The organism is Mesorhizobium sp. WSM4816, from assembly GCF_055811535.1.
Window position 1 is genome coordinate 1 of the sequence record NZ_JBVVQR010000023.1, and the last position, 24,590, is coordinate 24,590.

Genomic DNA, 24,590 nt, shown 5'->3' on the forward strand with positions numbered 1-24,590 from the left:
GGTCTCTTCTTTTTTTTTTTTTTTTTTTTGTTTTTTTTTTTTTTTTTTTTTTTTTTTTTTCCCCCCCCCCCCCCCCCCCCCCCCCCCCCCCCCCCCCCCCACCTCTCCCCCGATCGACGGGGGAGAGGAAAGCGCGCGAACTCCAGGCTCCCTTCCTCTCCCTCCGGAGGGGGGAGAGGTGGCGCTGCGAAGCAGCGACGGAGTGGGGGATGGCCTGGGAGAGCAACTGCCAATTGAAGCAAGAAACCTTCGACGCTTCCTAAGTAAAATGGCCGGCAGGCCAGAGGGGGGTGCCGCGTGATGCCCAAACGTTTCGCTGTCACCCAGATCTCCCGCCTCGCCCACCGCGCCGGCGGCAGTGCGGCCGCCAACCGGATGGTGCCGGAAGAGACGCCGGTGGCGTTCTCCTTCGCCGGCACCACCCACGCGGTGATGATGGCAAGTCCGGCCGATTTCGAGGATTTCGCGCTCGGCTTCTCGCTGACCGAAGGCATCATCGCAGACGGCCGGGAAATCGAGGCGATCGAAGTCGAGGATCACGGCGCCGGCATCGACATCCAGATCAGGCTGAAGGACCAGGCCAATACGCGCTTCGAGGCGCGGCGCCGACGGCTGGCCGGCCCGGTCGGCTGCGGGCTGTGCGGCATCGAGTCGATCGAGGAGGCGATGCGCTCGGTCGAGGCGGTCGGTTCGTCACGACTTACACTTGACAGCGACGACATCGTCCGTTCGGTCAGGCTTTTGTCGAAAGCGCAGCCGCTGCATGCCGAGACCGGTGCGGTCCATGCCGCCGGTTTTTATATCCCAGGCAAGGGCATCGTCATGGCGCGCGAGGATGTCGGCCGTCACAATGCGCTCGACAAGCTGGCCGGGGCGCTCGCCAAAGCCGGCATCGATGGCTCCTTGGGTGCCGTCGTGGTGACATCGCGCGTTTCGGTCGAGATGGTGCAGAAGACGGCGGCGATCGGCGCTGCGTTCATCATTGCCGTTTCGGCGCCGACGGCACTTGCCATCCGTACCGCCGAGGACGCCGGCATGACGCTGGTGGCTTTGGTGCGCGGCGATGATTTCGATATTTTCACCCACCCCGAGCGGGTGGCTTCCGGAGTTGCCAAGCATGTCGCATGACGAAGGCCACATCATGAGCACCAGCGAAAAGCTGGTCCGCATGGCCAACCAGATTGCCGCCTTTTTTCACTCCAAGCCGCGCGAGGAAGGCATTGCCGGCGTCGCCGAGCACATCAACAAGTTCTGGGAGCCGAGGATGCGGCGGCAATTGTTCGAAATGCTGGACAATGGTGGCGAAGGCTTCAACGAGCTCGTCGTGGCCGCCTCGGCAAGGATCAAGCGGCCGGCCGCACCTGAAGCAGCGGGCTTAGTTTGAGCGGAACATCCATCGCATCGTCGAGTAGTGGCAGGCGCTCAATCTTCCTTCTCCCCTTGTGGGAGAAGGTGGATCGGCGCGCAGCGGCGAGACGGATGAGGGGTGTTCCAGCTTGGCGCTTGCCTACCCCTCACCCGGATTGCCAACCGATTTGTGAACGACAAATCGGGGCAATCCGACCTCTCCCACAAGGGGAGAGGTTAGAAGCGCTACCCGTGCGCAATCATCACGTGGCGGACAGCGGTATAATCCTCCAGGGCATAGAGCGACATGTCCTTGCCGTATCCGGACTGCTTCAGCCCGCCATGCGGCATCTCGTTGGTCAGCATGAAGTGGGTGTTGATCCAGGTGCAGCCATATTGCAGCCGGGCGGCCGTCGCCATGGCGCGCGAGACATCCTTGGTCCACACCGAGGACGCAAGGCCATAGTCGCTGTCATTGGCCCAGCTCACCGCCTCGTCGACCTCGGCAAAGCGGGTGACGGAGACAACCGGCCCGAACACTTCGCGGCGCACGATCTCGTCCTCCTGCAGCGCGCCGGCGACGACGGTCGGCTGATAGAAGAAGCCGGTGCCCTCGCCCGGCTTGCCGCCGGTGGTGATCTCGATGTGCTTAAGCTCCGAGGCGCGCTCGACGAAGCTCGAGACGCGGTCGCGCTGGCGGCGTGAGATCAACGGCCCGATCTCGTTTTCGGTGTCGTCGGGGCGGTTGTATTTGATGGTCGAGACGGCGGAGGAAAGATCGGCGACGAGCTTGTCGTAGATCTTCTTGCCGGCATAGATGCGGCAGGCGGCGGTGCAGTCCTGGCCGGCATTGTAATAGCCGAAGGCGCGCAGGCCATTGACCACCGCGCCGAGATCGGCGTCGTCGAAGACGATGACCGGAGCCTTGCCGCCTAGTTCGAGATGCGTGCGCTTGACCGATTTGGCGGCGGCCTGCAGCACCTTCTTGCCGGTGGCGACATCGCCGGTGATCGAGATCATATTGATTTTCGGGTGGTTGATCAGCGTGTTGCCGACGCTGTCGCCTCTGCCGAGCACGACGTTGACGACGCCCTCGGGCAGTATCTCGGCAAGGATTTTTGCCAGCTTCAGCGCCGTCAGCGGCGTCTGCTCGGACGGCTTGAAGACGACCGTGTTGCCGCCGGCAATCGCCGGCGCCAGCTTCCAGGCCATCATCATCAGTGGGTAGTTCCACGGCGCGATCGAGGCGACGACGCCGATGGCGTCGCGGCGGACCATCGAAGTGTGGCCGGGAATGTATTCACCGGCGACCTGGCCGGGCATCGAGCGGACAGCGCCGGCAAAGAAACGGTAGCAGTCGACGATCGCCGGGATTTCGTCGTTGAGCACGGCATTGATCGGCTTGCCGCAATTGAGCGCCTCGAGGGCGGCGAAATCTTGTGCCGCGGCCTCGATGCGATCGGCGATCTTCAGGAGATAACCGGAGCGCTGCGCGGGCGTGGTGCGCGACCAGGTGACGAAGGCTTTTTCGGCCGCCAGCACCGCCGCCTCGATCTGCGCCTGGCTGGCTTCAGGCAGGTTGAGGATAGTCGCCCCGGTCTTCGGATTGAGGATCGGCTCCTCGGTCTCGGTGCCCTTCTCGAATTTCGAGCCGATCAGCATCTTTGTGTCCATGGCAGTCTCTCCCTTATGGATTCTTGACGTCATTTGCCCGAACCGGCGATCTGGTCGCCGTCGCGGGTCAGGTAATAGGCGACGAGGATGGGCAGCAGCGTCACCAGCACGACGACCATGGCCACGACATTGGTGACCGGGCGCTGGCGCGGACGGATCAATTCCTCCAGCATCCAGATCGGCAGCGTCTGCTGCTGGCCGGCGGTGAAGGTGGTGACGATGACCTCGTCAAACGACAGCGCAAAGGCAAGCATGCCGCCGGCCAGCAGCGCGGTGGCGATGTTGGGCAGCACGACATGCCGAAACGTCTGGAAGCCGTCGGCGCCGAGGTCCATCGACGCCTCGATGATCGAGCCGGAGGTGCGGCGAAAGCGGGCGACGGCGTTGTTGTAGACGACGACGACACAGAAGGTGGCGTGGCCGAGCACGATCGTCCAGAACGAGAACGGAACCTCGGCCAGCGAAAACGCCGAACGCAGCGCGATGCCGGTGATGATGCCGGGCAGCGCGATCGGCAGGATGACCAGCAGCGAGATGGTTTCGCGGCCAAAGAACCGTGTTCGCGAAACGGCGGCCGCGCAGAGCGTGCCGAGCACCAGGGCGAGGAGTGTCGAGATAGCGGCGACACGGACCGATAGCGACAGCGCTTCCCACACGTCCGGCCGGTTCCAGGTGACGGCGAACCATTGCATGGTCAGCCCCGGCGGCGGCCAGGCGAAGCTCTTTTCCTCGGTCGTGAAGGCATAGACGAAGATCAGGAAGATCGGCAGATGCAGGAACAGCAGGCCGCAGGCGGCGGCGACCTTCAGGCCGAGAGGGGCGGTTGGTGAGCCATCAGAGCGCATCGAAGGCCCCCATGCGCTTGGCGCCCCAGAGGTAGAAACCCATGATGACGATCGGTACCACGGTGAAGGCGGCTGCGAGCGGAATGTTGCCGGCGGTGCCCTGCTGTGAATAGACGGCCTGGCCGATGAACAGCCGCGAGGTGCCGATGATCTGCGGGATGATGTAGTCGCCGAGCGTCAGCGAGAAGGTGAAGATCGAGCCGGCGACGATGCCCGGCAGCGCCAGCGGGAACAGCACGTTGCGGAAGGTCTGGCCGGGCGAGGCGCCGAGATCGGACGAGGCTTCGACCAGATTGCCCGGCACGCGCTCGAGCGCCGCCTGCACCGGCAGGATCATGAACGGCAGCCAGACATAGACGAAGACGATGAAGGTGCCGGTGGACGACACCGACAGCGAGTTGCCACCGACGACCGGCAGCGACAGCCAGCCATCGAGCAGCCATAGCAGATGCAGCTTGGCGAGCAGCCAGGTGAGGATGCCTTCCTTGGCGAGAATGAGCTTCCAGGCGTAGATCTTGACCAGATAGCTCGACCACAGCGGCAGCATGATGCCGAGATAGAACAGCGCCTTCCAGCGGCCGCGCGCATAGCGCGCCGCGTAAAAGGCGATGGGAAAGGCGATGATCGCCGAGGCGAACGTGACCAGGGCCGCCATCGTCACCGTGCGCAGGATGATGTCGAGATTGGCGGCCTGCAACAGGTCGCCATAGGTCTTCAGCGTGAACTGCCGGTTGATGAGGCCGGAGAATTCGTCGATCGAGAAAAAACTCTGCAAGAGCAGCGCGAACAGCGAGCCGACATAGACGATGCCAAGCCACAGCACCGGCGGCAGCAGCATCAACAGCAGCAGCAGCTTCGGCTTGCGCCAGAACAGGTCGGACAGGGTGCCGCGCACGCCGCCGCTTCCCGGCAGGATGGCGGGAGCGGGTTTTGCGTGGGTCGCGGTCAGAGTCATGGTGTCTTCGACAGGCCGCGATCCTTCGCGCCCCCCTCTGTCCTGCCGTGAAGCGCCTTGCCGCGGCTATTAGCGACAGTTGCCGACAGCGCCATCATCCCGGCTCGTCCATCAGGTGCAAATGCTCGCGGTTGAAGGTGAGCACGACCGCCGCGCCTTCCCTGGGCAATTTCGCACCGGCCGGCACAATGGCATGCAATCTCAACCCGTCGGCGTCGAGCGCCAGTCTGGTCGTGGCGCCGAGATAATTGGTCGAGACGAGATGGGCGGCAACGCCGTCGCCCTTCGCCGCCCGGCCTATGCGAATGGATTCAGGGCGCAGGCTGCCCCAGCGATGCTGGCCGGAATAGCGCTGGACGAAATCCGGCGGCAGCACATTGGACGAGCCGACGAAATCGGCGACGAAGCGCGTCCTCGGCCGCTGGTAGATGTCCTCCGGCGTGCCGATCTGCATGATCTTGCCGTCGTTGAAGACGGCGACGCGGTCGGCCATCGATAGCGCCTCGCCCTGGTCGTGGGTGACGAAGATGAAGGTGATGCCGAGCGCCTTCTGCAGCGACTTCAGCTCCTCCTGCATGTTTTCGCGGAGCTTGAGGTCGAGCGCGCCAAGCGGCTCGTCGAGCAGAAGCACCTTCGGCTGGTTGACCAGCGCGCGGGCGAGCGCGACGCGCTGGCGCTGTCCGCCGGAAAGCTGGCTCGGGCGGCGGGCGGCGTAGCCGGGAAGCCGGACCAGCGACAATGCTTCCTCGGCCGCCTTCTGCCGTTCGGGCTTGCCGACACCCTTGACCATCAGCCCGTAGGCGACGTTTTCGAGCACGTTCAGATGCGGGAACAGCGCGTAGTCCTGAAACACGGTGTTGACGTTGCGGCGATAGGGCGGAACGCCTTCGGCGCGTTCGCCGAAGATGGAGATCGAGCCCGATGTCGGCTGCTCAAAGCCGGCGATCAAGCGCAGGCAGGTCGTCTTGCCGGAACCCGAAGGTCCAAGCATGGCGAAGAACTCGCCCGGCACGATGTCGAGATCGACCATGTCGACGGCGCGCACGCTGCCGAAATGGCGCGAGACTTTTTGGAAGGAAACGGCTGATGTCATGGAGCTGTCCTGATCTGCCAGGCTCGTCAATTCAGGCGACAGCGCTGCCCCTCATTCGCCTGCCGGCCTTCTCCCCGTATAGAGACGGGAGAAGGGGCTAGCCGCAACGCTCGCGATCCCCTCTTCCCGTTGTTCACGGGGAGAGGGTAAGGGGCAGCGCCAACTTGCGAGCAATGCGAAACGAACTCACCGTCCGCCGATGACGCCGATATAGTCCGACACCCAGCGATAGTAAGGCACGCACTGGTCCTGGGTGGCGCATTTCGACACCGGCGTCTTCCAGAACTTGATCTTTTCGAAATTGTCGTAGCCGTTGGTCTTGCAGCCTTCCTCGCCGAGCAATTCGTTGCCCTTGCAGGCAGCCGGCACCACCGGCAGCGAACCGAACCAGGCGGAGACATCGCCCTGCACTTTCGGCGACAGCGAGTGCTCCATCCACATATAAGCGCAGTTCGGGTGGGCTGCGTCGGTTGCCAGCATGGTCGTGTCGGCCCAGCCGGTGACGCCTTCCTGGGGGATGGTCGAAGCGACCGGCTTCTTGGCAGCAACCAGCGTGTTGACCTGATAAGGCCATGAACCGGAGGCAACGACGCCTTCGTTCTGGAAGTCGTCGACCTGGATGGCGGCGTCATGCCAGTAGCGTCCGACCAGCGTGCGCTGGACGCGCAGCAGATCGAGGGCGGCCTTGTACTGGTCCTCGGTCAGTTCGTAGGGATCCTTGATGCCGAGCTCCGGCTTGTGGGACATCAGATAGTTGGCGGCATCGGCGATGTGGATCGGCCCGTCATAGGCCTGGACGCGGCCCTTGTTCGGCTTGCCGTCGGGCAAGGTCATCTCCTCGAAGACAACGTTCCAGCTCTTCGGCGCTTCCTTGAACACCTCGGTGTTGTACATCAGCACGTTCGGCCCCCACTGGTAAGGGGCGCCGTAGTGGATGCCGTCGACCGTGAACCACGGCGCATCCTTCAGCCGGTCGTCGACCGTGCTCCAGCTCGGGATCAGATCGGTGTTGATCGGCTGGACCCGCTTGCCGGCGACAAGGCGCAGCGAAGCGTCGCCCGAGGCGGTAACGAGGTCAAAACCGCCCTCGTTCATCAGCGCGACCATCTCGTCGGAGGTGTTGGCGGTCTTGATGTTGACCTTGCAGCCTGTGTTCTTCTCGAAAGACGTGACCCAATCATAGTTCTTGTCGGTTTCGCCGCGTTCGATGTAGCCGGGCCAGGCAACAATGTTGACCTGGCCTTCGCCCTTGCCAAGTTCCTTAACCTGAGCGATCGCCTGGCCGGAGAAGGCCAGCGCGACCGTCAATGCAGTGCATGACTTCAGGAATGAATTCATCGTCGATCTCCCATTTGAGGGGCCGCACTCTCGCGGCGGCTTGGCCCCTGATTGGCAAAGTGCTGTGAAATTTCCGGTTTCGCAAATTCATTTGTCAGAAAGGCGATATCGGTTTTTCCGATAGATCAGCGGCCGTTCTTGTCCGGCCGCTGACGAACCATGCGCTGCGACTGGGCAAGCCCGATGAAGTCGCGCGCGGCCTGCGGCAGGCCGGAGCCGCGCCGCCAGACCGTGCCGACCTGGACAACCGGCAACGAGCCCGAAATATCGCGCGATTCGATGCGGTCGCCTTCAAGCGACCATGGCCGGTAGACGAGGTCGGGCAGCAGCGCCACGCCGGCGCCGGTGGCGACGAGGCTGCGCACCGCTTCGACCGAGCGGGTGCGGAAGGCGACATGCGGCTTGGCGGCGATCGCCGCCAGCAATTTTCCGGTATTCTCTTCGATCTCGTCGACGGTCAGCATGATCAGCGGCTCCGACGCGATATCGCTGATGCCGATGATGTCGGCGCTGGACAGCGGATGGCCAAGCGGCAGCCATAGCCGGTAGGGCGAGACTTCGAGAATTTCCGATTGCAGGGCGGTGCGGTCGCGCAGGTTCGAGGTGACCATGACGGCGATGTCGAGCTTGCCGCCGACCAGCAGATGTTCGAGGTAGTCGCCATTGTCCTCGATGGCCGAGATCTCGACGCCCGGATAGGCGCGGCGATAGCGGGCGAGAAGGTCGGACAGCACATAGCCGGCGACCAGCGAGGTGACGCCGAGTTGCAGCCGGCCGCCAGCCGCCGCTTGCTCGCCGGAGAAGGCGCGGCGCGCATCGGAAACATCGGCAAGGATCTTTGTCGCGTGGCGCAGGAACTGGTGGCCCTTGTGGGTGATGTTGAGGCCGCGCGGATGGCGCTCGAACAGTTCGACGCCGAGATCGCCTTCGAGCTCCTTGATCGCCTCGGTGACCGACGATTGCGAGATGGACAGGTTTTGGGCGGCGCCAGACACTGTGCCTTGCTCGGCGACGGCGATGAAGAACTGCAATTGGCGGATGGTGAAGGCCATGGCCGGACTAAACACCGGGACGGCAAGGAAGAAAAGCTGCCGATCCCAGGCTCACCGCATTACTGCTCTGGCCAGGTCAGATCCCGCTTTCGCTGCCGGCAATGCTGAGCCGTGCGCCAGCCTGGGCAAGCGCTGCGGCGATGGCGTGCGGCGGCGGCCGATCGGTGACGAGTTCGGAAAAACCGTCGAGGCCGCAGACCTGGACCAGACCCTGGCGGCCGAACTTGGTGTGGTCGGTGATGACGAGCGAGCGCTGGCCGCGCGACAGCACCATGCGGGCGAATTCCGCCTCATCCAGATCATAGTCCATCACGCCGGTGACGGCATCGACCGCGCCGGTGGAGATCACAGCGTGGCTGACGGAAAAGCGGCTGACGAATGCAATGGCCGAGACGCCGAAGGCAGCGCCCGAATCGCTACGCAGTTCGCCGCCGGCCATGTAGACCTTGTTGCCGTTGACCGTGGCCAGCGTGCGGGCGATGTCGGAGGAGTTGGTGACCACCGTCAACCGCCGGTGACCGAGCAGTTCGCGGGCCAGGAAAGAGGTCGTGGTGCCGGTGTCGAGCATGATCGCTTCGCCGTCGCGGATGGTGGCGGCAACCATGCGGGCGATGGCGCGCTTGGCATCGGCATTCTCGCGCATACGCCGCTCGAACGGCGCCTCGCCGGCCATCGACGGCAGGCCGACGGCGCCATGCATCTTCAGGATCGAACCGTCACTGGTCAGCGGCTTGACGTCGCGGCGCACGGTCTCCAGCGAGACGCCCAGCCGGTCGGCCAGGCTGGCGATGGTGACGGTGCCTTCCTCATGGAGGAGACGCAGGATCTCGCCATGCCGCTTCGAGGGCATCGGTCTCACCCAATCGATTTGTTGCGCTACTGACCGCTTCTAAGGCAAATCGGCCACAGTTTACAAGAAATCCTTGTGATTTCGGGCAAAAAGCCACAAGTTGTCGTTGACAAGCCGGATCACATGGCGCGACACTGGCTTGTGACAGGCTTCGGAACTGCCACGGGAGAACGATGGCAGAGCCGCACCAAAATTCGCCTGCCCGAACGTCCGGGAAATCGTCTGACGTAAGGGAAAAGGACTTTTTTGAATCCGCGGGGGCGGATGCCGGAGTCAAAGAACCCGGCACTGGGGCTCGTCGGTGCGGTGCGGGATACCGATCCCGGGATCCCGCACCGACGAGGACTTCGCATTGCTCCCTCCTGCCGGCCGCCATCTTTGCGTCGCCCGCGACGCCTTGAACCCCGCGCAACGAGGGATTCACCCGTGACCGCCGAGGACCGCATCCGCGCCCTGCCCTGCTGGACCGGCAGCATCGAGATCGCGCCGCTGCCAGGCGGCCTGAGCAACGCCAACTATCTGGTCAAGGACGCCGCCGGGCGGCATGTCGTGCGCTTTGGCCAGGACTTTCCATTCCATCATGTCTTTCGCGAGCGCGAGGTGATGACCGCGCGCGCGGCGCACGCCGCCGGCTTCGCGCCTGCGGTCCGCCATTCCGAGCCCGGCATCCTGGTAACGGAATTTCTCGGCGCCAAGACTTTTGTCGCCGAGGACGTCCGCGCCAATATCGACCGCGTCGCTGCCCTGATGCGCGGCTTCCATCGCGAGATGCCCAATCATGTCTCCGGCGCCGGCTTCATGTTCTGGGTATTCCATGTCATCCGCGACTATGCGCGCACGCTGGAGGAAGCCGACAGCCGCATGCGAAGCGAGTTGCCGCGGCTGCTGACGCTTGCAGACGAGCTCGAACGGGCGCAGAAATTGCTGCCGATCGTCTTCGGTCATAATGACCTTCTGCCGGCTAATATTCTCGATGACGGCCACAGGCTGTGGCTGATCGATTTCGAATATGCCGGCTTCAACACGGCGATGTTCGACCTCGCCGGCGTCGCCTCGAACGCCACCATGAACGACGAGGAGTCCTTCGCCTTCCTGACCGCCTATTTCATGAAGGAGCCGGACGAGGCGATCCGCCGCTCGCATGCGGCCATGCAATGCGCATCGCTGCTGCGCGAGGCGATGTGGAGCATGGTTTCCGAACTTTATCTCGACGCGCCCGGCATCGACTACGTTGCCTATACCGACGAAAACCTGACGCGGCTCGATGCCGCGCTGGAAAACTACAGAACAAAGTACGGACAGATATCATGACCTTGCCCGCCCACGCCGAGATCGTCGTCATCGGCGGCGGCATAATCGGCTGTTCGACGGCTTATCATCTGGCGCGTGACCACAAGGCCGATGTCGTGCTCCTGGAACAGGGCAAACTGACTTCGGGCTCGACATGGCACGCGGCGGGGCTGGTCGGTCAATTGCGGTCTTCGGCCTCGATCACCCGCGTGCTCAAATATTCGGTCGATCTCTACAAGGGACTGGAAGCCGAAACCGGGCTGGCCACCGGCTGGAAGATGACCGGATGCCTCAGGCTCGCCACCAATGCCGACCGCTGGATCGAGTACAAGAGGCTGGCGACGACGGCGAAGAGCTTCGGCATGGACATGCAGTTGCTGTCACCGGCCGAGGTCAAGGCGATGTGGCCGCTGCTGGCAACCGGCGATCTCGTCGGCGCCAGCTGGCTGCCGACCGACGGCCAGGCAAACCCTTCCGACATCACGCAGTCGCTGGCCAAAGGCGCGCGCATGCATGGCGCCAGGCTGTTCGAGGATGTCCGCGTCACCGGCTTCGACATGCAGGAGGGCCGCATCACAACGGTAAAGACCAACAGGGGCGATATCGCCTGCGACAAGGTGGTGAACTGTGCCGGGCAATGGGCGCGGCAGGTGGGGGCGCTAGCCGGCATCAACGTGCCGCTGCAGCCGGTCAAGCACCAGTACATCGTCACCGAAAGAATAGACGGGTTGGCGAGCGATGCGCCGACGATCCGCGACCCCGACCGCCGCATTTATTTCAAGGAGGAGGTCGGCGGGCTGGTGATGGGCGGCTATGAGCCGAACCCGCAAGCCTGGACGACCGATCTTCCCGGCGGCGATGTCCCTGACGACTGGCAGTTCCGGCTGTTCGACGACGATTACGATCATTTCGAGCAGCATATGAACCAGGCGATCACGCGGGTTCCGGCGCTCGAAAGCGTCGGCGTCAAGCAGATGATCAACGGGCCGGAGAGCTTCACGCCGGACGGCAATTTCATTCTCGGCGTGGCACCCGAATGCGCCAACATGTTCGTCGGCGCCGGCTTCAACGCCTTCGGCATCGCGGCAGGCGGCGGCGCCGGCTGGGTGCTGGCGCAGTGGGTCGTCGACGGCGAGGCGCCACTCGACCTGTGGGTGGTCGATATCAGGCGCTTTTCCGACCTGCACCGCGACCGGCAATGGGTCCGCGACCGCACGCTGGAAGCCTATGACAAGCACTATACGATCGGCTTCCCGTATGAAGAGTATGCCACGGGCCGGCCACGGATCGTGTCGCCACTCTATGAACGGCTGCAAAAGCACCGCGCCGTGTTCGGCTCCAAGCTCGGTTGGGAGCGGCCGAACTGGTTTGCGCCCGAAGGCGTCGAGCCGAAGGACATCTATTCGATGGGCCGGCAGAACTGGTTTTCGCCGGTCGGCGACGAGCACCGGCACGTGCGCGAGAACGTCGGCATCTTCGACCAGTCGTCCTTCGCCAAATACGAAATGACCGGTGCGGATGCGCTGAAGGCGCTCGACTGGATCTGCGCCAACGACGTCGCCAAGCCGGTCGGCCGGCTGACCTACACGCAGCTTCTCAACACGCGCGGCGGCATCGAGGCCGACCTGACCGTGGCGCGGCTCGGCGAAGACCGATTCTACGTCGTCACCGGCACCGGCTTTAGGACGCATGACTTCTCGTGGATCGGCGACCATGTCGGCAACGAGCTCGACGTGACGCTCACCGATGTCACCGAGGATTTCGGCACGCTGTCGCTGATGGGACCGCGGGCCCGCGACGTGCTGGCTGCGGTGACCGATGCGGACGTGTCGAACACCGCTTTCCCGTTCGGACACGTGCGGGAAATCTCCATCGCCGGCACCACTGTTAGGGCGCTGCGCGTCACCTATGTCGGCGAGCTCGGCTGGGAGCTGCATGTGCCGATCGCGGCGACGGGCGAAATCTTCGACGCTCTGATGGCGGCGGGCGACGAGCACAGCATCCGCCCGGTCGGCTACAGGGCGCTGGAATCGCTGCGGCTGGAAAAAGGCTACCGCGCCTGGGGCTCCGACATCACGCCCAACGACACGCCGCAGGAGGCCGGCCTTGGCTGGGCGGTGAAGCTTCGCAAGAACACAGATTTTCTCGGGCGGCGGGCGCTGGAAGAGATCGGCGGCGCGGTTCTGAAAAAACGCTTTGCCGGCTTCACCGTCGACGATTGCGAGATCGTGCTGCTCGGGCGCGAAACGATCCTGCGCAACAGCGAGCCGGTCGGCTACCTGACCAGCGGCGGCTATGGCTACACGGTCGGAAAGAACATCGGCTACGGCTATGTGCGCAACGCCGACGGCGTCAGCGACGATTTCCTCACCTGCGGCGACTACGAGCTGGTGGTGGCTATGGAGCGGACGCCGGCAAAAATCCATCTCGAGCCGCTTTACGACCCGGCCGGAGAAAGGATCAGAGCCTAAAGCGCGTCGCGTCTGAACGGATTCATGCGAGGCGCTTTAAGTTCTTGTTTCTATGCATGTCGTTATCGCAAAACCGCTGCGCACTTTTGCGCGACATGCATAAGAGCGGGGATGGTCAGTTCACGCGCAGAACGAGACCGCGGCTGGGCACGGTGTCGGCCTCGCCCGGCATGGAGACATAGGGCGATGTCTCCTCGGCGCGCATGACGACGCCCTTCGCCTCGAGGTCGGCTATCCCTGCGGAAAAACCGGCGTCCCACAGGGTGTTCTTGACCGTCAGCACGATTATCCCGCCCGGCCGGCAGATGCGGATCAGTTCGTCCAGCCCCTCAGCCCCGACATGGCCCGAGGTGAAGACGCCGGCCGATATGATGCCGGCATAGGCATCATCCGCGAAGGGCAGCGGGCCGCCGAGAGCCAGGCAGTGAAGCGCCGAATAGACGCCCTTGCGCGCTGCCTGGGCCAGCATGCCTTCGGAAATGTCGAGCGCCTCGACCTGCGGATAGCCCGTGATCTTCAGCCATTCGCCGATGAGCCCGGTGCCGGCACCGGCATCGAGGAGCGGTGCCGCGCCGCGCGGCAGCTGGCGGGCAAGCAGGGCAAGGCAGATGGTCGGATGGCGATAACCGGCCGCCGACATGTCGGCGTCGTAGGTGTCGGACCAGCGGTCGTAGAGCGCCGCCACCTCCTCTGGCCGCTTCGCTGCATAGGCCGCGGCGAGCGCGCCTTTGTTTTTCCTGTCCGCCATTACAGTCTCGTCCGCAAATCACAGCGCCGCAGCGTTCTTAGCGCGTCCTACGGGAACGCACGGCGCTGGAGTGAACCGCATGCAAGCGATGATAGCCAAACGGCGAAATTTGTGGAACCGTCGTCACCACAAACAGACGCGAAAAGAGGGCAGAAGCGATGGTGGACGAGGAAGCACGCGCGGCGCTTGCAGCCATTCCGGCGCTGGCCGGCTACGAGGGACCGCTGGAGCGGCTGGGTGGCCTCACCAACCTCGTCTTCAGGGCTGGAGATGCCTGCCTGCGGATTCCCGGCAAGGGCACGCAGGAGTATATCAACCGCGCCAACGAGGCGGTGGCGGCGCGGGAGGCAGCGATGGCCGGCGTCAGCCCCGAGCTGCTGCATGTCGACGGCGAGACAGGCGTGATGGTGACGCGCTTCATCGCGGGCGCCGAGACGATGTCGCCGGATAAATTCAAGACCCGGCCGGGCAGTCCGGCGCGTGCCGGCAAAGCCTTCCGCAGATTGCATACATCCGGCGCGGTGTTTCCCTTCCGCTTCGAGCTGTTTGCGATGATCGACGACTACCTGAAGGTGCTGTCGACCAAGGACGTCGCCCTGCCTGCCGGTTACCACGACGTCGTTTTCGAGGCGGAAACCGTGCGCTCGGCGCTTGCCGCGCATCCCCTGCCTCTCGTCGCCTGCCACTGCGATCCGCTGTGCGAAAATTTTCTCGATACGGGCGACAGGATGTGGATCGTCGACTGGGAATATTCCGGCATGAACGACCCGCTTTGGGATCTCGGCGACCTCAGCGTCGAAGGCCAGTTTGATACGGCGCAGGAGGACGAGATGATGGGCGCCTATTTCGGTGGCGAGCCGACGCCGGCGGAGCGCGGCCGCATCGTCATCTACAAGGCGATGTGCGATCTGTTGTGGACGCTGTGGGGACTGATCCAGCTTGCCAACAGCAATCCGGCCGACGATTTCCGCGCCTATGCCGACGGTCGCTTTTCACGCTGCAGGGCGCTGATGGAGACGGCCGACTTCTCAACGCATCTGGCGGCGGTGCGCGCCGGTTAAGTGCCAAAACTCTGAACCTTAAGGCACCAGAAATCTGGACCCTAGTTGACACCTTTCGGCACGTTTTCGGGCGGCACCGTGTCGACCACTTTCTGGCGATGGAAGATGAACAGGCCGGCCAGCACGATGATGCCCGAGCCGATCAGGATGCGCGGGCCGGGCATGTCGCCGAAGAAGGCCAGCCCGAAGATGACGGCCCACAGCAGCAGGCTGTAATGCAGCGGCGCCAGCGTCGACGCCGGCGCCAGCTTCAGCGCCCTGGTGATCATCAGATGCGCGCCGCAGGAGACGATGCCAAGAAGCAGCATGGCGCCGAAATCGAGCGAGGACGGCGTCTGCCAGTTGCCGATGGTGAGAAACCCGCCGACCAGCAGCGTGCCGATGGTTTGCCAGGTAACGAGCGAGGTGTCGCTGGTGCCACGCAACCGCCGGTTGAGAATGATCGCGAAGGCGAATGAAATGCTTCCGGCCAGCGCGAAGGTCGACGACAGCGAAAACGCGGCCGAGGACGGTTCGAGCATGATCAGCACACCGCAGAACCCGACCAGAATCGCCATCCAGCGGCGCCAGCCGACCTTTTCACCAAGCAACAGGTGGGACAGCGCCGCCACGTAGATCGGCCCTGCCATGTAGAAGCTCATGACGTCGGCGAGCGGCAGATAGACGACGGCGGCGTAGAACAGCGCCGTGTCAAGCGTCGTCATGACGACGCGCACGACCTGCAGTTCCAGGCGCTCCATGCGGAACAGCCTGGCCGCGCCTTGACGCGCGATCATCGGACCGAGCACGAAAAAGGCGCCGATGGAACGGATCAGCACGACCTGACCGACGGAAAAGCTGGCGACCAGCCATTTACCCATCGCATCATTCAACGCAAACAGGAAATCGCCGGCCAGCATCAGCAGAATGCCAGCCAAAAGCACGTTCCTGATCGTCGAATTCTGGGCTGTTGGCTCTGCCATGCCGATGTCGCTTCCTCCTGCATGAAAGCCCGGTGAGCAGCGTCGTAGACGCAAGCAGCCGCTTTGACGAGCGGAAATCGGGAAGCCGGCCAGACCAGGGACCGGAAAACGGCTGGGCCTGTACGGATGATCGCAACGGCCTACTTTGGCCGTGGCCGAATGATAACCGGACGATAGATCACCGGCCGATCCCAGGGATCGAAGACCGACGCACTTCTGAGTTCGGCGCGGCGCGCCAGATCGATGCGCTGCAGACATTCGGCGAAGGCATCATTCTTCCTGACGAAACCGTAGGAACGGCATTTCGCCTCGTCAGCGGCACGACGGTCTTCGGCCGTCATGCAGCCTGCACAGGTCGCCGCCAACACGACCACCATCGCCGCCTTGTGCCACATGACATCCTCCTCGGCATAAAACTGGAGGTTGATTGTAGACTTGCGGTCAGGACCTATCAATCTGATCGATGGAGTTTTGAGACCGGCGATGCCTGCGGTTCACTGTTGCCGGCCGTCCGGCGATCGAGAGCCGTGTTTCCTGCCTGGCCCGCTCGGCCACCACCTTGCCCCTGGCGATGACACAGAGTCGCTCGGGACGCAGGCGCAAGGCCTCGACCGGATCGCCGGCATCGAGGACGACGAGGCTGGCGCGCTTGCCGACCGACAGGCCGAAATGGTCGAGGCCCATGATGGCGGCGTTGACGTTGGTGACCATGTCGAAGCAGCGCGCCATGTCGGCCGGGCTCGACATCTGGGCGACGTGAAGGCCCATGAAGGCGACGTCGAGCATGTCGGCGGTGCCCAGCGAATACCAGGGGTCGAGCACGCAATCCTGACCCCAGCCGACGCGGATACCGTGGGCAAGCATTTCCTTGACCCGCGTCAGGCCGCGGCGTTTGGGGAATGTGTCGTGGCGGCCCTGCAGCATGATGTTGATCAGCGGATTGGGGATCGCCGAGACGCCTGCCTCTGATATCAGCGGCAACAGCTTCGAGACATAGTAATTGTCCATCGAGTGCATCGACGTAAGATGCGAGCCGGCGACCCTGCCCTGCAGGCCGAGGCGTTGCGTCTCATAGGCCAGTTGTTCGATATGGCGCGACAGCGGATCATCGGTCTCGTCGCAATGCAGGTCGACCATGAGGCCGCGTTCTGCCGCGATTTCGCACAGTTCCGTCACCGAACGCGTGCCGTCGGCCACGGTGCGCTCGAAATGCGGAATACCGCCGACGATGTCGACACCCATGTCGAGCGCGCGGATGGTGTTATCGCGCGCCGTCGGCGAGCGATAAAACCCATCCTGCGGGAAGGCGACCAGTTGCAGGTCGACATAGGGCGCGACGGTCTTCTTCACATCGAGCAGGGCTTCGACCGCCAGCAGCCTGGTATCGCAGACATCGACATGGCTGCGGATGGCGAGCAGGCCCATGGACACCGCCCAGTCGCAATAGGCGAGCGCGCGGTCGCGCACCGCTTCGTGCGTCAACAGCGGCTTCAGTTCGCCCCACAGCGAGATGCCTTCGAGCAGCGTGCCCGACACGTTGATGCGCGGGATGCCTAGCGAGAGCGTGGCGTCCATGTGAAAATGCGGATCGACGAAGGGCGGCGAGATCAGATTGCCATGGGCATCAATCGCCGTGCCCGCGCCAGCGTTCAGCTCCGGCTCGATGGCCGCGATCGTCTCGCCGATGATGCCGATATCGGCGATCCTGCCGTCGGGCAGCGTGCCGCCGCGGACGATAAGGTCGAAATCCATCTACCGTCATCCCTTTGAAGAAGCGAACCTATTCCGGCACATACCTTACCGCACCCTTTGCAGCACTGGTCGCCATCGAGGCGTAGGCGCGCAAGGCCATCGTCACCTTGCGCTTGCGCTTTTCCTCGGGCTTCCAGGCGGCGGCTCCCTTGGCCTCCATCGCGGCGCGGCGGGCGGCCAGTTCGGCATCGTCGACGGCAAGCCGGATGGTGCGGTTCGGGATATCGATCTCGATCGTATCGCCCTCATGCACCAGCCCGATCAGCCCGCCTTCCGCCGCCTCGGGAGAAGCATGGCCTATCGACAGGCCGGAGGTGCCGCCGGAGAAGCGGCCATCGGTGACCAGCGCGCAGGCCTTGCCGAGGCCCTTCGACTTCAAATAGCTGGTCGGATAGAGCATTTCCTGCATGCCGGGGCCGCCGCGCGGCCCTTCGTAGCGGATGACGACGACATCGCCGGCCTTGATCTCGTTGGACAGGATCGCCTTGACGCTGGCGTCCTGGCTTTCGAACACCCTGGCCGGGCCGGTGAATTTCAGGATCGATTCATCGACGCCTGCGGTCTTCACGATACAGCCGTCGAGCGCCAGGTTGCCTTTCAGCACGGCAAGGCCACCATCCTTGGAAAAAGGATATTGGGCTGAGCGGATGACACCCTTCTCCCGATCGAGATCGAGTTCGTCCCAGCGGCGATCCTGGCTGAAGGCGACCTGCGTCGGCACGCCGCCAGGGGCCGCCAGAAAGAAGTCGCGGACGTTTTGGCTTGACGTGCGCGAGATATCCCAATGGTCGAGCGCTTCGCCGAGGCTTGCGGTGTGCACGGTCGGCAGGTCGCGGTTGATCAGTCCGGCGCTATCGAGCTGGCCGAGGATCGCCATGATGCCGCCGGCGCGGTGGACGTCTTCCATGTGCACATCCGCCTTGGCGGGGGCAACCTTGCATAGCACCGGCACCTTGCGTGACAGCGCGTCAATGTCGTCCTGACCGAAATCGATCTCGCCCTCATGCGCGGCAGCCAGGATGTGCAGCACGGTGTTGGTCGAGCCGCCCATGGCGATGTCGAGCGTCATGGCGTTCTCGAAGGCACCCTTCGAAGCGATGCTGCGCGGCAGCGCGGTGTCGTCGTCCTGCTCGTAGTAGCGCTGGGCGAGATCGACGATCAGGTGGCCGGCCTCGACGAACAGCCGCCTGCGGTCGACGTGCGTCGCCAGCGTCGAACCGTTGCCGGGCAGCGAAAGGCCGAGCGCCTCGGTCAGGCAATTCATCGAATTGGCGGTGAACATGCCCGAGCAGGAGCCGCAGGTCGGGCAGGCAGAGCGCTCGATGGTCTTGACGTCCTCGTCGGAGATCTTGTCGTCGGCAGCCGCGACCATGGCGTCCACCAGATCGAGCGCCTGCGTCTTGCCGGCAAGCACCACCTTGCCGGCTTCCATCGGGCCGCCGGAGACGAAGACGGTCGGGATATTGAGACGCAGCGACGCCATCAGCATGCCCGGCGTGATCTTGTCGCAATTCGAGATGCAGACCATGGCGTCGGCGCAGTGGGCGTTGACCATGTATTCGACCGAGTCGGCGATCAGCTCGCGCGAAGGCAGCGAATAGAGCATGCCGTCATGACCCATGGCGATGCCGTCGTCGACAGCGATGGTGTTGAACTCTTTCGCAACGCCGCCGGCCTTCTCGATCTCGCGGGCGACCAGCTGGCCGAGATCCTTGAGATGGACGTGGCCCGGAACGAACTGGGTGAAGGAATTGACGACAGCGATGATGGGCTTGCCGAAATCGGAATCCTTCATGCCGGTGGCGCGCCACAGGCCGCGGGCGCCGGCCATGTTACGGCCATGGGTGGTGGTGCGGGAACGGTAGGCGGGCATTAAACTGTCCTTGCTGTCTGCGTGGCGTCCGAACAGGCGCGGAAAACCGGAATTGAGCGGCGTTATATACGCCACCGTCTGGTCTGGCCACGGTTTTGCGATGCGCCGGGATCTTGAGCCAAAGACGGCAAGCCGGTCCAGGCAGTAAAAAAGTCAGAGGTGCTGTCGGATCGTGTTTTGTTTGAGCGTCCTTGGGCAGACGGCGGCGACCGGCATCAATCGCCAGCCGGCCGTTGGACGCGTGAAAACAAGCCAAAACAGCCCGAGGAGCAAGAAAATGCAAAAGATCACCCCCTGCCTGTGGTTCGACGACCAGGCCGAGGAGGCCATGAACCATTACATCTCCATCTTCAAGAACTCGAAGGTGCTGAGTGTGATGCGCTGGCCCAAGGGCAGCGGCGATAATGAGGGCAAGGTGCTGGTGACCTATTTCGAGCTCGACGGCGTGCAGTTCCAGGCGCTCAACGGCGGGCCGCAATTCAAGTTCACCGAGGCAGTCTCGCTGTCCATCGACTGCAAGACGCAGGAGGAGGTCGACTATTTCTGGGACAGGCTCATCGAGGGCGGTGGCGAGCCCAGCCAGTGCAGCTGGCTGAAGGACAAATTCGGCGTCTCCTGGCAGGTCGTGCCGGAGCAATTGCCGAGGCTGCTGCAGGACCCCGACACCGAAAAGGCCGGCCGCGTCATGCAGGCGATGATGCAAATGACCAAGATCGACATCGCCAAGATCGAAGAGGCAGCCAGGGGGTGAGTGAGACGCTCCTGACGGGGATCTTTGCCCGATTTTGGGAATATCAACTGCCGAAGTCGGCGCCGCCCCTCACCTGCCTGCCGGCATCCTCTCCCCGTATAGTGACGGGGAGAGGGGCGCTCTCATACATGATTTCGCCAATTACCACGTTGCAGGAAGGGCGTTGGCGTTGCGGCCAGCCCCCCTTCTCCCCGTCACTATACGGGGAGAAGGTGCCGGCAGGCGGATGAGGGGCGGCGCGACGCGCGAGTGTTCTTGGCGGCCATACGGCAACGGTCAGGCCGCCTTGTCGCGGACCTGGTAATCCTTGACCGCGGCGAAACGGATCGCCTTCCAGCGCTCGGCCTCGTAGTTGAGCGAAAAGGCGTGCTGGGCAAGGAACACCGGATCGTGGTCGAGGTCGCGGGCAATGTCGCCGCGATGCGCCTCGATGAAGCGATGAACCTCGGCCTTGTCGTCGGCCGATATCCAGCGGCAGACGGAAAAGCGCGACATCTCGAAATCGACCGGCAGCGTGTATTCGATATTCAGCCGCTCCTTCAGCACGTCGAGCTGCAGCGCACCGACGACGCCGACGATTGCCGGCGAGCCGTCTTCTGGCGAGAACAGTTGCACGACGCCTTCCTCGGCCATCTGGTGCAGCGCCTCCTTCAGCTTCTTGGCCTTCATCGCGTCGCCGAGCCGGACGCGGCGCAGGATTTCCGGCGCGAAATTCGGCACGCCGCGGAACAGGATCTCCTCGCCCTCGGTCAGCGTATCGCCGATGCGCAGCGTGCCGTGGTTGGGGATGCCGACGACGTCGCCGGCAAAGGCCTCGTCGGCGGTGACGCGGGTGCGGGCGAAGAAAAATTGCGGCGCCGACAGGCTCATCGGTTTTCCCGTGCGCACCAGCTTGGCTTTCATGCCGCGCTCGAGCTTGCCCGAGCAGACGCGGACGAAGGCGATGCGGTCGCGGTGGTTGGGATCCATGTTGGCCTGGATCTTGAAGACGAAGGAGGTCATCCTATCCTCGGTCGCCTCGACTTTGCGGGTATCGGCTTCCTGCGCGCGTGGCGGCGGCCCGTAGGCACCAAGCGCCTCGATCAGGTCGCGGACGCCGTAATTGCGCAGCGCCGAACCGAAATAAACCGGCGTCAGATGGCCCTCGCGAAACGCACCGATGTCGAGCGGGCGGCAGGCTTCGCGCGCCAGCTCCAGCTCCTCGATGAAAGCCTCGCGCTCGTTCTCCGGCAACAGGCCGGCGACGCGGTTGGAGTCGGGACCATTGACCGGCGTGCGTTCTTTCTCGGCGTCGCCCTTGCGCACCGCGTTCAGCGCCAGATGATAGGTGCCGGAAAAGGTTTTGCCGCGGCCGATCGGCCAGGTGATCGGTGCGGTGTCCAGCGCCAGCTTCTGCTCGATCTCATCGAGTATCTCGAACGGGTCGCGGCTTTCGCGGTCCATCTTGTTGACGAAGGTGATGATCGGGATGTCGCGAAGCCGGCAGACCTCGAACAGTTTTAGCGTGCGCGGCTCGATACCCTTGGCGGCGTCGATGACCATGACCGCCGCATCGACCGCCGACAGCGTGCGATAGGTATCGTCGGCGAAATCCTCGTGACCGGGCGTATCGAGCAGGTTGAAGACATTGTCCTCATACTCGAAGGTCATCACCGAGGTGACGACCGAAATGCCGCGCTCGCGCTCGATCTTCATCCAGTCCGACCGGGTCTGGATGCGATCCTTCTTGGCCTTGACCTCGCCGGCAAGCTGGATGGCACCGCCGAACAAAAGCAGCTTTTCGGTCAGCGTCGTCTTGCCGGCGTCCGGATGCGCGATGATCGCGAAAGTGCGGCGGCGCGCCACCGCGTTCGTGATGTCTTCAGCCAATTTGTGGAATCCCATGTGGTGCGCGGGCTTCTAGCAGCGCTTTTGCAGCCTGTCGAACAATTTTGGGCGGTTGCCCGGCCTTGAGATAGGTCCGCCGCAATGGCATCAACAGAGGCGGTTCGATAAAGGTCCATCCATGAGCGCAGCCAAGCACGTCATTGTCGTCGGCGCCGGCATCATCGGTGCGTCCATCGCCTGGCATCTGGCGAAGGCTGGCGCGAACGTGACGATCGTTGCCGACAGCGGTGCGGGCGGCGTCGCCACGCCGAATTCCTTTGCCTGGATCAATGCCAGTTGGGGCAATCCAGAGCCGTATTTCCGGCTGCGTACCCGTTCGATGGCCGAATGGACGCGGCTTGCCCATGACGTGCCCGGCATTCCACTCGCCTGGTGCGGCGGCCTGTGCTGGGACCTGCCGCCGGCCGAGCTTGAGGCCTATGCCGCCGAGCATTCCGCCTGGGGCTACGGGATCGAGCGCGTCGACCGCGTGGGAGCCGCACGTATAGAGCCCAATTTGACCGAGCTTTCCGACTTCGCCCTTCACGTCGCTGAGGAGGGCGTGGCCGAACCGGTCGCGGCCACGCAGACGCTGCTGGCCGACGCCGAGCGACTTGGCGCGCGGGTGATTACCGGCACGACAGTCACCGCGCTGATACAGACCAAAGGCAGGATTAGCGGCGTCGATACGTCAGGCGGACGGATTGTCGCCGACGAGTTGGTGATCGCGGCCGGCGCCGGCTCTGCGGCAATTGCGGCAACGGCCGGGCTAAAACTGCCGATTGAGACGCCGCCCGGCCTGATCGTCCATTCACGCCCGTACGAAAAGCTGCTCAACGGCCTGGTGATCGGCGACCGGCTGCACATGCGCCAGACTGCCGAGGGCCGCATCATCGCCGGCTCGGATTTCGGCGGCGCCGATCCGGGCATGGATGCCGAAGCCACAGCCCGCGACCTGTTTGCGGCGATGAAGAGCATGCTGCGCGGCGCCGACCGGCTGGAACTGGATTTTCACACCGTCGGCTATCGGCCGACGCCGATCGACGGCTTTCCGATCATCGGACGGGCTCAAAGCGTGAGCAGCCTCTATGTCGCGGTCATGCATTCCGGCATCACGCTGGCGCCTGCCGTCGGCCTGTTCGCCGGCCGGGAAATACTGGACGACGCGCGCGATCCGCTACTTGAGCCCTATAGGCTAACGCGGTTTGCTCAATAGCCGGGCGGACGGCGAAAACCGCCGCTCAGCGGCGCTATTGCCCGGGCGATGCCAAGCAGCCGCGATTCTGACCAGCGACGGCCGACCAGCTGCAGGCCGATGGGCAGGCCGTCGCGGTCCTGCTCGCAGGGCATCGACAGTGCCGGGTGGCCGCTGTAGTTGAACACCGCGCCATAGGCTGGCAGCAGCCAGTAGCTCTGCTCCCTGTCATCGACCTTGATTGGTGTTCCCGGCTCGCAATGCGGAAAGGCCGTGGTCATGGCGACGGGACAAAGCAAGACATCGCAACCTTCGAAAAACCGGTCCCAGGCAAGGATTGACTGGTCGCGGTGGGCGAGCGCTTCGAACCAGCGCGAGACCGGTGTCGGTTCTTCTGGCGGCTTCGGCTGCGCAGCCTCCAGCATCATGCTGATCAGCGCGCCGCCTTGCGTCAGATCGTCATGCAGGCCGAGCGTCGGCAGTCTTGCTTCCTCGACGACTGCCCCCGCAGACTTGAGTTGCTCGGCCAGACTTTCGACCGCGGCCCTGATCTCGCCGGCTACCGGAAAACCCGGAAAGGCCGGCGCGAAAGCGATGCGCAGGGTCTTGAGATTGACCTCAGGCATGTCCTCGACCAGCACCGGGGCAAGGTCGGTGTCGCTGCCATCCGGTCCTGCAATGATCCTCAGGATCAGCGCCAGATCTTCGACGTTGCGGGCCAGCGGACCGATGCAGGACATCAGCCGTACGCCGCGCGGCACGCCACCGGGATCGGGAAAGGCGCCGGCCAAGGAGACGCGATGCTCGGTCGGCTTGAGGCCGTAGACGCCGCAGAAGGCTGCCGGCAGGCGGATCGAATCCTGCATGTCGGTGCCGAGTTCGAATGGCGTCATGCCCGCGCAAAGTGCTGCCGCCGCTCCCCCGCTGGAACCGCCGACGGTGCGCGATAGATCCCACGGATTACTGGTGCGGCCGAACAGCGGGTTGTTCGACTGCCAGTCGCCCAGCATCGTTGCGACATTTGTCTTGCCGACGAGCACGCCGCCGGCCGCCTTCAACCTGAGAACGACCGGGCTGTCTTTTCTCGCCACATAGTCGGCAAAAGGCGGGAAGCCGACCGTCGTCTTCATCCCCAGTGTTTCGTGAGTGTCCTTCAGCGTGAACGGCACGCCGTGCAGCGGCCCGAGAGCGTCGCCGCGCGCCTGCGCTTCGTCGGCCTTCTTCGCGCGAGCGCGAGCCCCTTCCCTGTCGAGCGTGACGACCGCGTTGACCGCCTCATTATGCCTGTCGATCTCAGCCAAATGCGCGTCCAGCGCTTCCACGGCGGAAATCCTGCGGTCGAGGATCCCGGCAGCCAAGTCTCTGGTGGAGGAAAAGACGAGGTCCATGACCAATGCTCCGGCTTGCTAGCGGCGCCAGCCTCACCAAATGGCGGACTACGGCGCGTCTTCAAGCCGAGTTCAGCAT

21 protein-coding genes are annotated in these 24,590 nt (G+C 63.8%); 7 read left to right on the forward strand and 14 right to left on the reverse strand.

What is annotated here, in order from left to right; all coding sequences use genetic code 11:
* Positions 1–300: 300 nt before the first annotated feature.
* Together fdhD and AC0L3H_RS21805 are read left to right on the forward strand one after the other, a co-directional pair.
* The gene (gene fdhD / locus AC0L3H_RS21800) at positions 301–1,128 is read left to right on the forward strand and encodes a formate dehydrogenase accessory sulfurtransferase FdhD (RefSeq protein ID WP_473586853.1); all 828 of its coding nucleotides are present in this window, start codon (positions 301–303) and stop codon (positions 1,126–1,128) included.
* Positions 1,118–1,384, forward strand: coding sequence for a formate dehydrogenase subunit delta (locus tag AC0L3H_RS21805; protein WP_473586854.1), 267 nt, complete (start codon positions 1,118–1,120; stop codon positions 1,382–1,384). The genes fdhD and AC0L3H_RS21805 overlap by 11 nt, the downstream gene beginning before the upstream one ends.
* Before the next feature lie 209 nt (positions 1,385–1,593).
* On the opposite strand, the gene AC0L3H_RS21810 is transcribed toward AC0L3H_RS21805, so the two are convergent.
* From AC0L3H_RS21810 to AC0L3H_RS21840, 7 genes are all read right to left on the reverse strand, one after another.
* The gene (locus tag AC0L3H_RS21810) at positions 1,594–3,021 is read right to left on the reverse strand and encodes a gamma-aminobutyraldehyde dehydrogenase (protein WP_473586855.1); all 1,428 of its coding nucleotides are present in this window, start codon (positions 3,019–3,021) and stop codon (positions 1,594–1,596) included.
* A 29-nt stretch (positions 3,022–3,050) separates the two neighbouring features.
* Positions 3,051–3,866, reverse strand: coding sequence for an ABC transporter permease (locus AC0L3H_RS21815; protein WP_473586856.1), 816 nt, complete (start codon positions 3,864–3,866; stop codon positions 3,051–3,053).
* A complete protein-coding gene (locus tag AC0L3H_RS21820; RefSeq protein WP_473586857.1) occupies positions 3,856–4,821 on the reverse strand; it encodes an ABC transporter permease in 966 nt (321 codons plus the stop codon). Before AC0L3H_RS21820 ends, AC0L3H_RS21815 begins: the two co-directional genes overlap by 11 nt.
* A 94-nt stretch (positions 4,822–4,915) precedes the next feature.
* Entirely contained in the window at positions 4,916–5,914 is a 999-nt protein-coding gene (locus AC0L3H_RS21825; RefSeq protein ID WP_473586858.1) for an ABC transporter ATP-binding protein, read from the reverse strand.
* Between the two features lie 186 nt (positions 5,915–6,100).
* Entirely contained in the window at positions 6,101–7,252 is a 1,152-nt protein-coding gene (locus AC0L3H_RS21830) for an ABC transporter substrate-binding protein (RefSeq protein ID WP_473586859.1), read from the reverse strand.
* Positions 7,253–7,377: 125 nt separating this feature from the next.
* Complete coding sequence (locus tag AC0L3H_RS21835; protein ID WP_023802869.1) at positions 7,378–8,304, reverse strand: LysR family transcriptional regulator; 927 nt, start codon at positions 8,302–8,304, stop codon at positions 7,378–7,380.
* A gap of 76 nt (positions 8,305–8,380) precedes the next feature.
* Positions 8,381–9,154, reverse strand: coding sequence for a DeoR/GlpR family DNA-binding transcription regulator (locus AC0L3H_RS21840; protein ID WP_128183265.1), 774 nt, complete (start codon positions 9,152–9,154; stop codon positions 8,381–8,383).
* Between the two features lie 426 nt (positions 9,155–9,580).
* On the opposite strand from AC0L3H_RS21840, the gene AC0L3H_RS21845 reads away from it, so the two are divergent.
* The gene (locus tag AC0L3H_RS21845; protein WP_023802867.1) at positions 9,581–10,465 is read left to right on the forward strand and encodes a phosphotransferase family protein; all 885 of its coding nucleotides are present in this window, start codon (positions 9,581–9,583) and stop codon (positions 10,463–10,465) included.
* Entirely contained in the window at positions 10,462–12,915 is a 2,454-nt protein-coding gene (locus AC0L3H_RS21850) for a GcvT family protein (RefSeq protein WP_473586860.1), read from the forward strand. Before AC0L3H_RS21845 ends, AC0L3H_RS21850 begins: the two co-directional genes overlap by 4 nt.
* A gap of 115 nt (positions 12,916–13,030) precedes the next feature.
* Here the strand turns inward: AC0L3H_RS21850 and AC0L3H_RS21855 are convergent, their stop codons facing one another.
* Positions 13,031–13,663 carry a class I SAM-dependent DNA methyltransferase gene (locus tag AC0L3H_RS21855; protein ID WP_473586861.1) on the reverse strand — a complete coding sequence of 211 codons (633 nt, stop codon included), beginning with the start codon at positions 13,661–13,663 and terminating at the stop codon, positions 13,031–13,033.
* 158 nt (positions 13,664–13,821) lie between these two features.
* On the opposite strand from AC0L3H_RS21855, the gene AC0L3H_RS21860 reads away from it, so the two are divergent.
* Entirely contained in the window at positions 13,822–14,724 is a 903-nt protein-coding gene (locus AC0L3H_RS21860) for a phosphotransferase (protein WP_473586862.1), read from the forward strand.
* Between the two features lie 41 nt (positions 14,725–14,765).
* Here AC0L3H_RS21860 and AC0L3H_RS21865 read toward each other — a convergent pair whose 3' ends face one another.
* The 4 genes from AC0L3H_RS21865 to ilvD all read right to left on the reverse strand — a co-directional run bounded on the left by AC0L3H_RS21865 (position 14,766) and on the right by ilvD (position 19,311).
* Positions 14,766–15,686: a DMT family transporter gene (locus AC0L3H_RS21865; RefSeq protein WP_473586863.1), complete on the reverse strand. Its 921-nt coding sequence runs from the start codon at positions 15,684–15,686 to the stop codon at positions 14,766–14,768.
* 140 nt (positions 15,687–15,826) lie between these two features.
* Positions 15,827–16,081: a hypothetical protein gene (locus tag AC0L3H_RS21870; RefSeq protein WP_023802862.1), complete on the reverse strand. Its 255-nt coding sequence runs from the start codon at positions 16,079–16,081 to the stop codon at positions 15,827–15,829.
* 46 nt (positions 16,082–16,127) lie between these two features.
* Positions 16,128–17,438, reverse strand: a complete 1,311-nt coding sequence (locus AC0L3H_RS21875) for an amidohydrolase family protein (protein WP_473586864.1) — start codon at positions 17,436–17,438, stop codon at positions 16,128–16,130.
* 28 nt (positions 17,439–17,466) lie between these two features.
* The gene (gene ilvD / locus AC0L3H_RS21880; protein ID WP_473510338.1) at positions 17,467–19,311 is read right to left on the reverse strand and encodes a dihydroxy-acid dehydratase; all 1,845 of its coding nucleotides are present in this window, start codon (positions 19,309–19,311) and stop codon (positions 17,467–17,469) included.
* Positions 19,312–19,588: 277 nt separating this feature from the next.
* Between ilvD and AC0L3H_RS21885 the strand changes: the two genes are divergently transcribed.
* Entirely contained in the window at positions 19,589–20,062 is a 474-nt protein-coding gene (locus tag AC0L3H_RS21885; RefSeq protein ID WP_077376998.1) for a VOC family protein, read from the forward strand.
* Between the two features lie 276 nt (positions 20,063–20,338).
* Here the strand turns inward: AC0L3H_RS21885 and AC0L3H_RS21890 are convergent, their stop codons facing one another.
* Positions 20,339–21,931: a peptide chain release factor 3 gene (locus AC0L3H_RS21890; protein ID WP_031257006.1), complete on the reverse strand. Its 1,593-nt coding sequence runs from the start codon at positions 21,929–21,931 to the stop codon at positions 20,339–20,341.
* A gap of 136 nt (positions 21,932–22,067) precedes the next feature.
* Between AC0L3H_RS21890 and AC0L3H_RS21895 the strand changes: the two genes are divergently transcribed.
* Complete coding sequence (locus AC0L3H_RS21895) at positions 22,068–23,144, forward strand: NAD(P)/FAD-dependent oxidoreductase (RefSeq protein ID WP_473510342.1); 1,077 nt, start codon at positions 22,068–22,070, stop codon at positions 23,142–23,144.
* On the opposite strand, the gene AC0L3H_RS21900 is transcribed toward AC0L3H_RS21895, so the two are convergent.
* A complete protein-coding gene (locus AC0L3H_RS21900) occupies positions 23,138–24,511 on the reverse strand; it encodes an amidase (protein WP_473586865.1) in 1,374 nt (457 codons plus the stop codon). The two genes, AC0L3H_RS21895 and AC0L3H_RS21900, sit on opposite strands and share 7 nt — an antisense overlap.
* Between the last annotated feature and the right edge of the window lie 79 nt (positions 24,512–24,590).

Excerpts from the sequence above, each read along its gene's own strand:
- fdhD (WP_473586853.1), top strand. The coding sequence starts at position 301 with ATGCCCAAACGTTTCGCTGTCACCCAGATCTCCCGCCTCGCCCACCGC.
- AC0L3H_RS21805 (WP_473586854.1), top strand. The coding sequence starts at position 1,118 with ATGTCGCATGACGAAGGCCACATCATGAGCACCAGCGAAAAGCTGGTC.
- AC0L3H_RS21810 (WP_473586855.1), bottom strand. The coding sequence starts at position 3,021 with ATGGACACAAAGATGCTGATCGGCTCGAAATTCGAGAAGGGCACCGAG.
- AC0L3H_RS21815 (WP_473586856.1), bottom strand. The coding sequence starts at position 3,866 with ATGCGCTCTGATGGCTCACCAACCGCCCCTCTCGGCCTGAAGGTCGCC.
- AC0L3H_RS21820 (WP_473586857.1), bottom strand. The coding sequence starts at position 4,821 with ATGACTCTGACCGCGACCCACGCAAAACCCGCTCCCGCCATCCTGCCG.
- AC0L3H_RS21825 (WP_473586858.1), bottom strand. The coding sequence starts at position 5,914 with ATGACATCAGCCGTTTCCTTCCAAAAAGTCTCGCGCCATTTCGGCAGC.
- AC0L3H_RS21830 (WP_473586859.1), bottom strand. The coding sequence starts at position 7,252 with ATGAATTCATTCCTGAAGTCATGCACTGCATTGACGGTCGCGCTGGCC.
- AC0L3H_RS21835 (WP_023802869.1), bottom strand. The coding sequence starts at position 8,304 with ATGGCCTTCACCATCCGCCAATTGCAGTTCTTCATCGCCGTCGCCGAG.
- AC0L3H_RS21840 (WP_128183265.1), bottom strand. The coding sequence starts at position 9,154 with ATGCCCTCGAAGCGGCATGGCGAGATCCTGCGTCTCCTCCATGAGGAA.
- AC0L3H_RS21850 (WP_473586860.1), top strand. The coding sequence starts at position 10,462 with ATGACCTTGCCCGCCCACGCCGAGATCGTCGTCATCGGCGGCGGCATA.
- AC0L3H_RS21855 (WP_473586861.1), bottom strand. The coding sequence starts at position 13,663 with ATGGCGGACAGGAAAAACAAAGGCGCGCTCGCCGCGGCCTATGCAGCG.
- AC0L3H_RS21860 (WP_473586862.1), top strand. The coding sequence starts at position 13,822 with ATGGTGGACGAGGAAGCACGCGCGGCGCTTGCAGCCATTCCGGCGCTG.
- AC0L3H_RS21865 (WP_473586863.1), bottom strand. The coding sequence starts at position 15,686 with ATGGCAGAGCCAACAGCCCAGAATTCGACGATCAGGAACGTGCTTTTG.
- AC0L3H_RS21870 (WP_023802862.1), bottom strand. The coding sequence starts at position 16,081 with ATGTGGCACAAGGCGGCGATGGTGGTCGTGTTGGCGGCGACCTGTGCA.
- AC0L3H_RS21875 (WP_473586864.1), bottom strand. The coding sequence starts at position 17,438 with ATGGATTTCGACCTTATCGTCCGCGGCGGCACGCTGCCCGACGGCAGG.
- ilvD (WP_473510338.1), bottom strand. The coding sequence starts at position 19,311 with ATGCCCGCCTACCGTTCCCGCACCACCACCCATGGCCGTAACATGGCC.
- AC0L3H_RS21885 (WP_077376998.1), top strand. The coding sequence starts at position 19,589 with ATGCAAAAGATCACCCCCTGCCTGTGGTTCGACGACCAGGCCGAGGAG.
- AC0L3H_RS21895 (WP_473510342.1), top strand. The coding sequence starts at position 22,068 with ATGAGCGCAGCCAAGCACGTCATTGTCGTCGGCGCCGGCATCATCGGT.
- AC0L3H_RS21900 (WP_473586865.1), bottom strand. The coding sequence starts at position 24,511 with ATGGACCTCGTCTTTTCCTCCACCAGAGACTTGGCTGCCGGGATCCTC.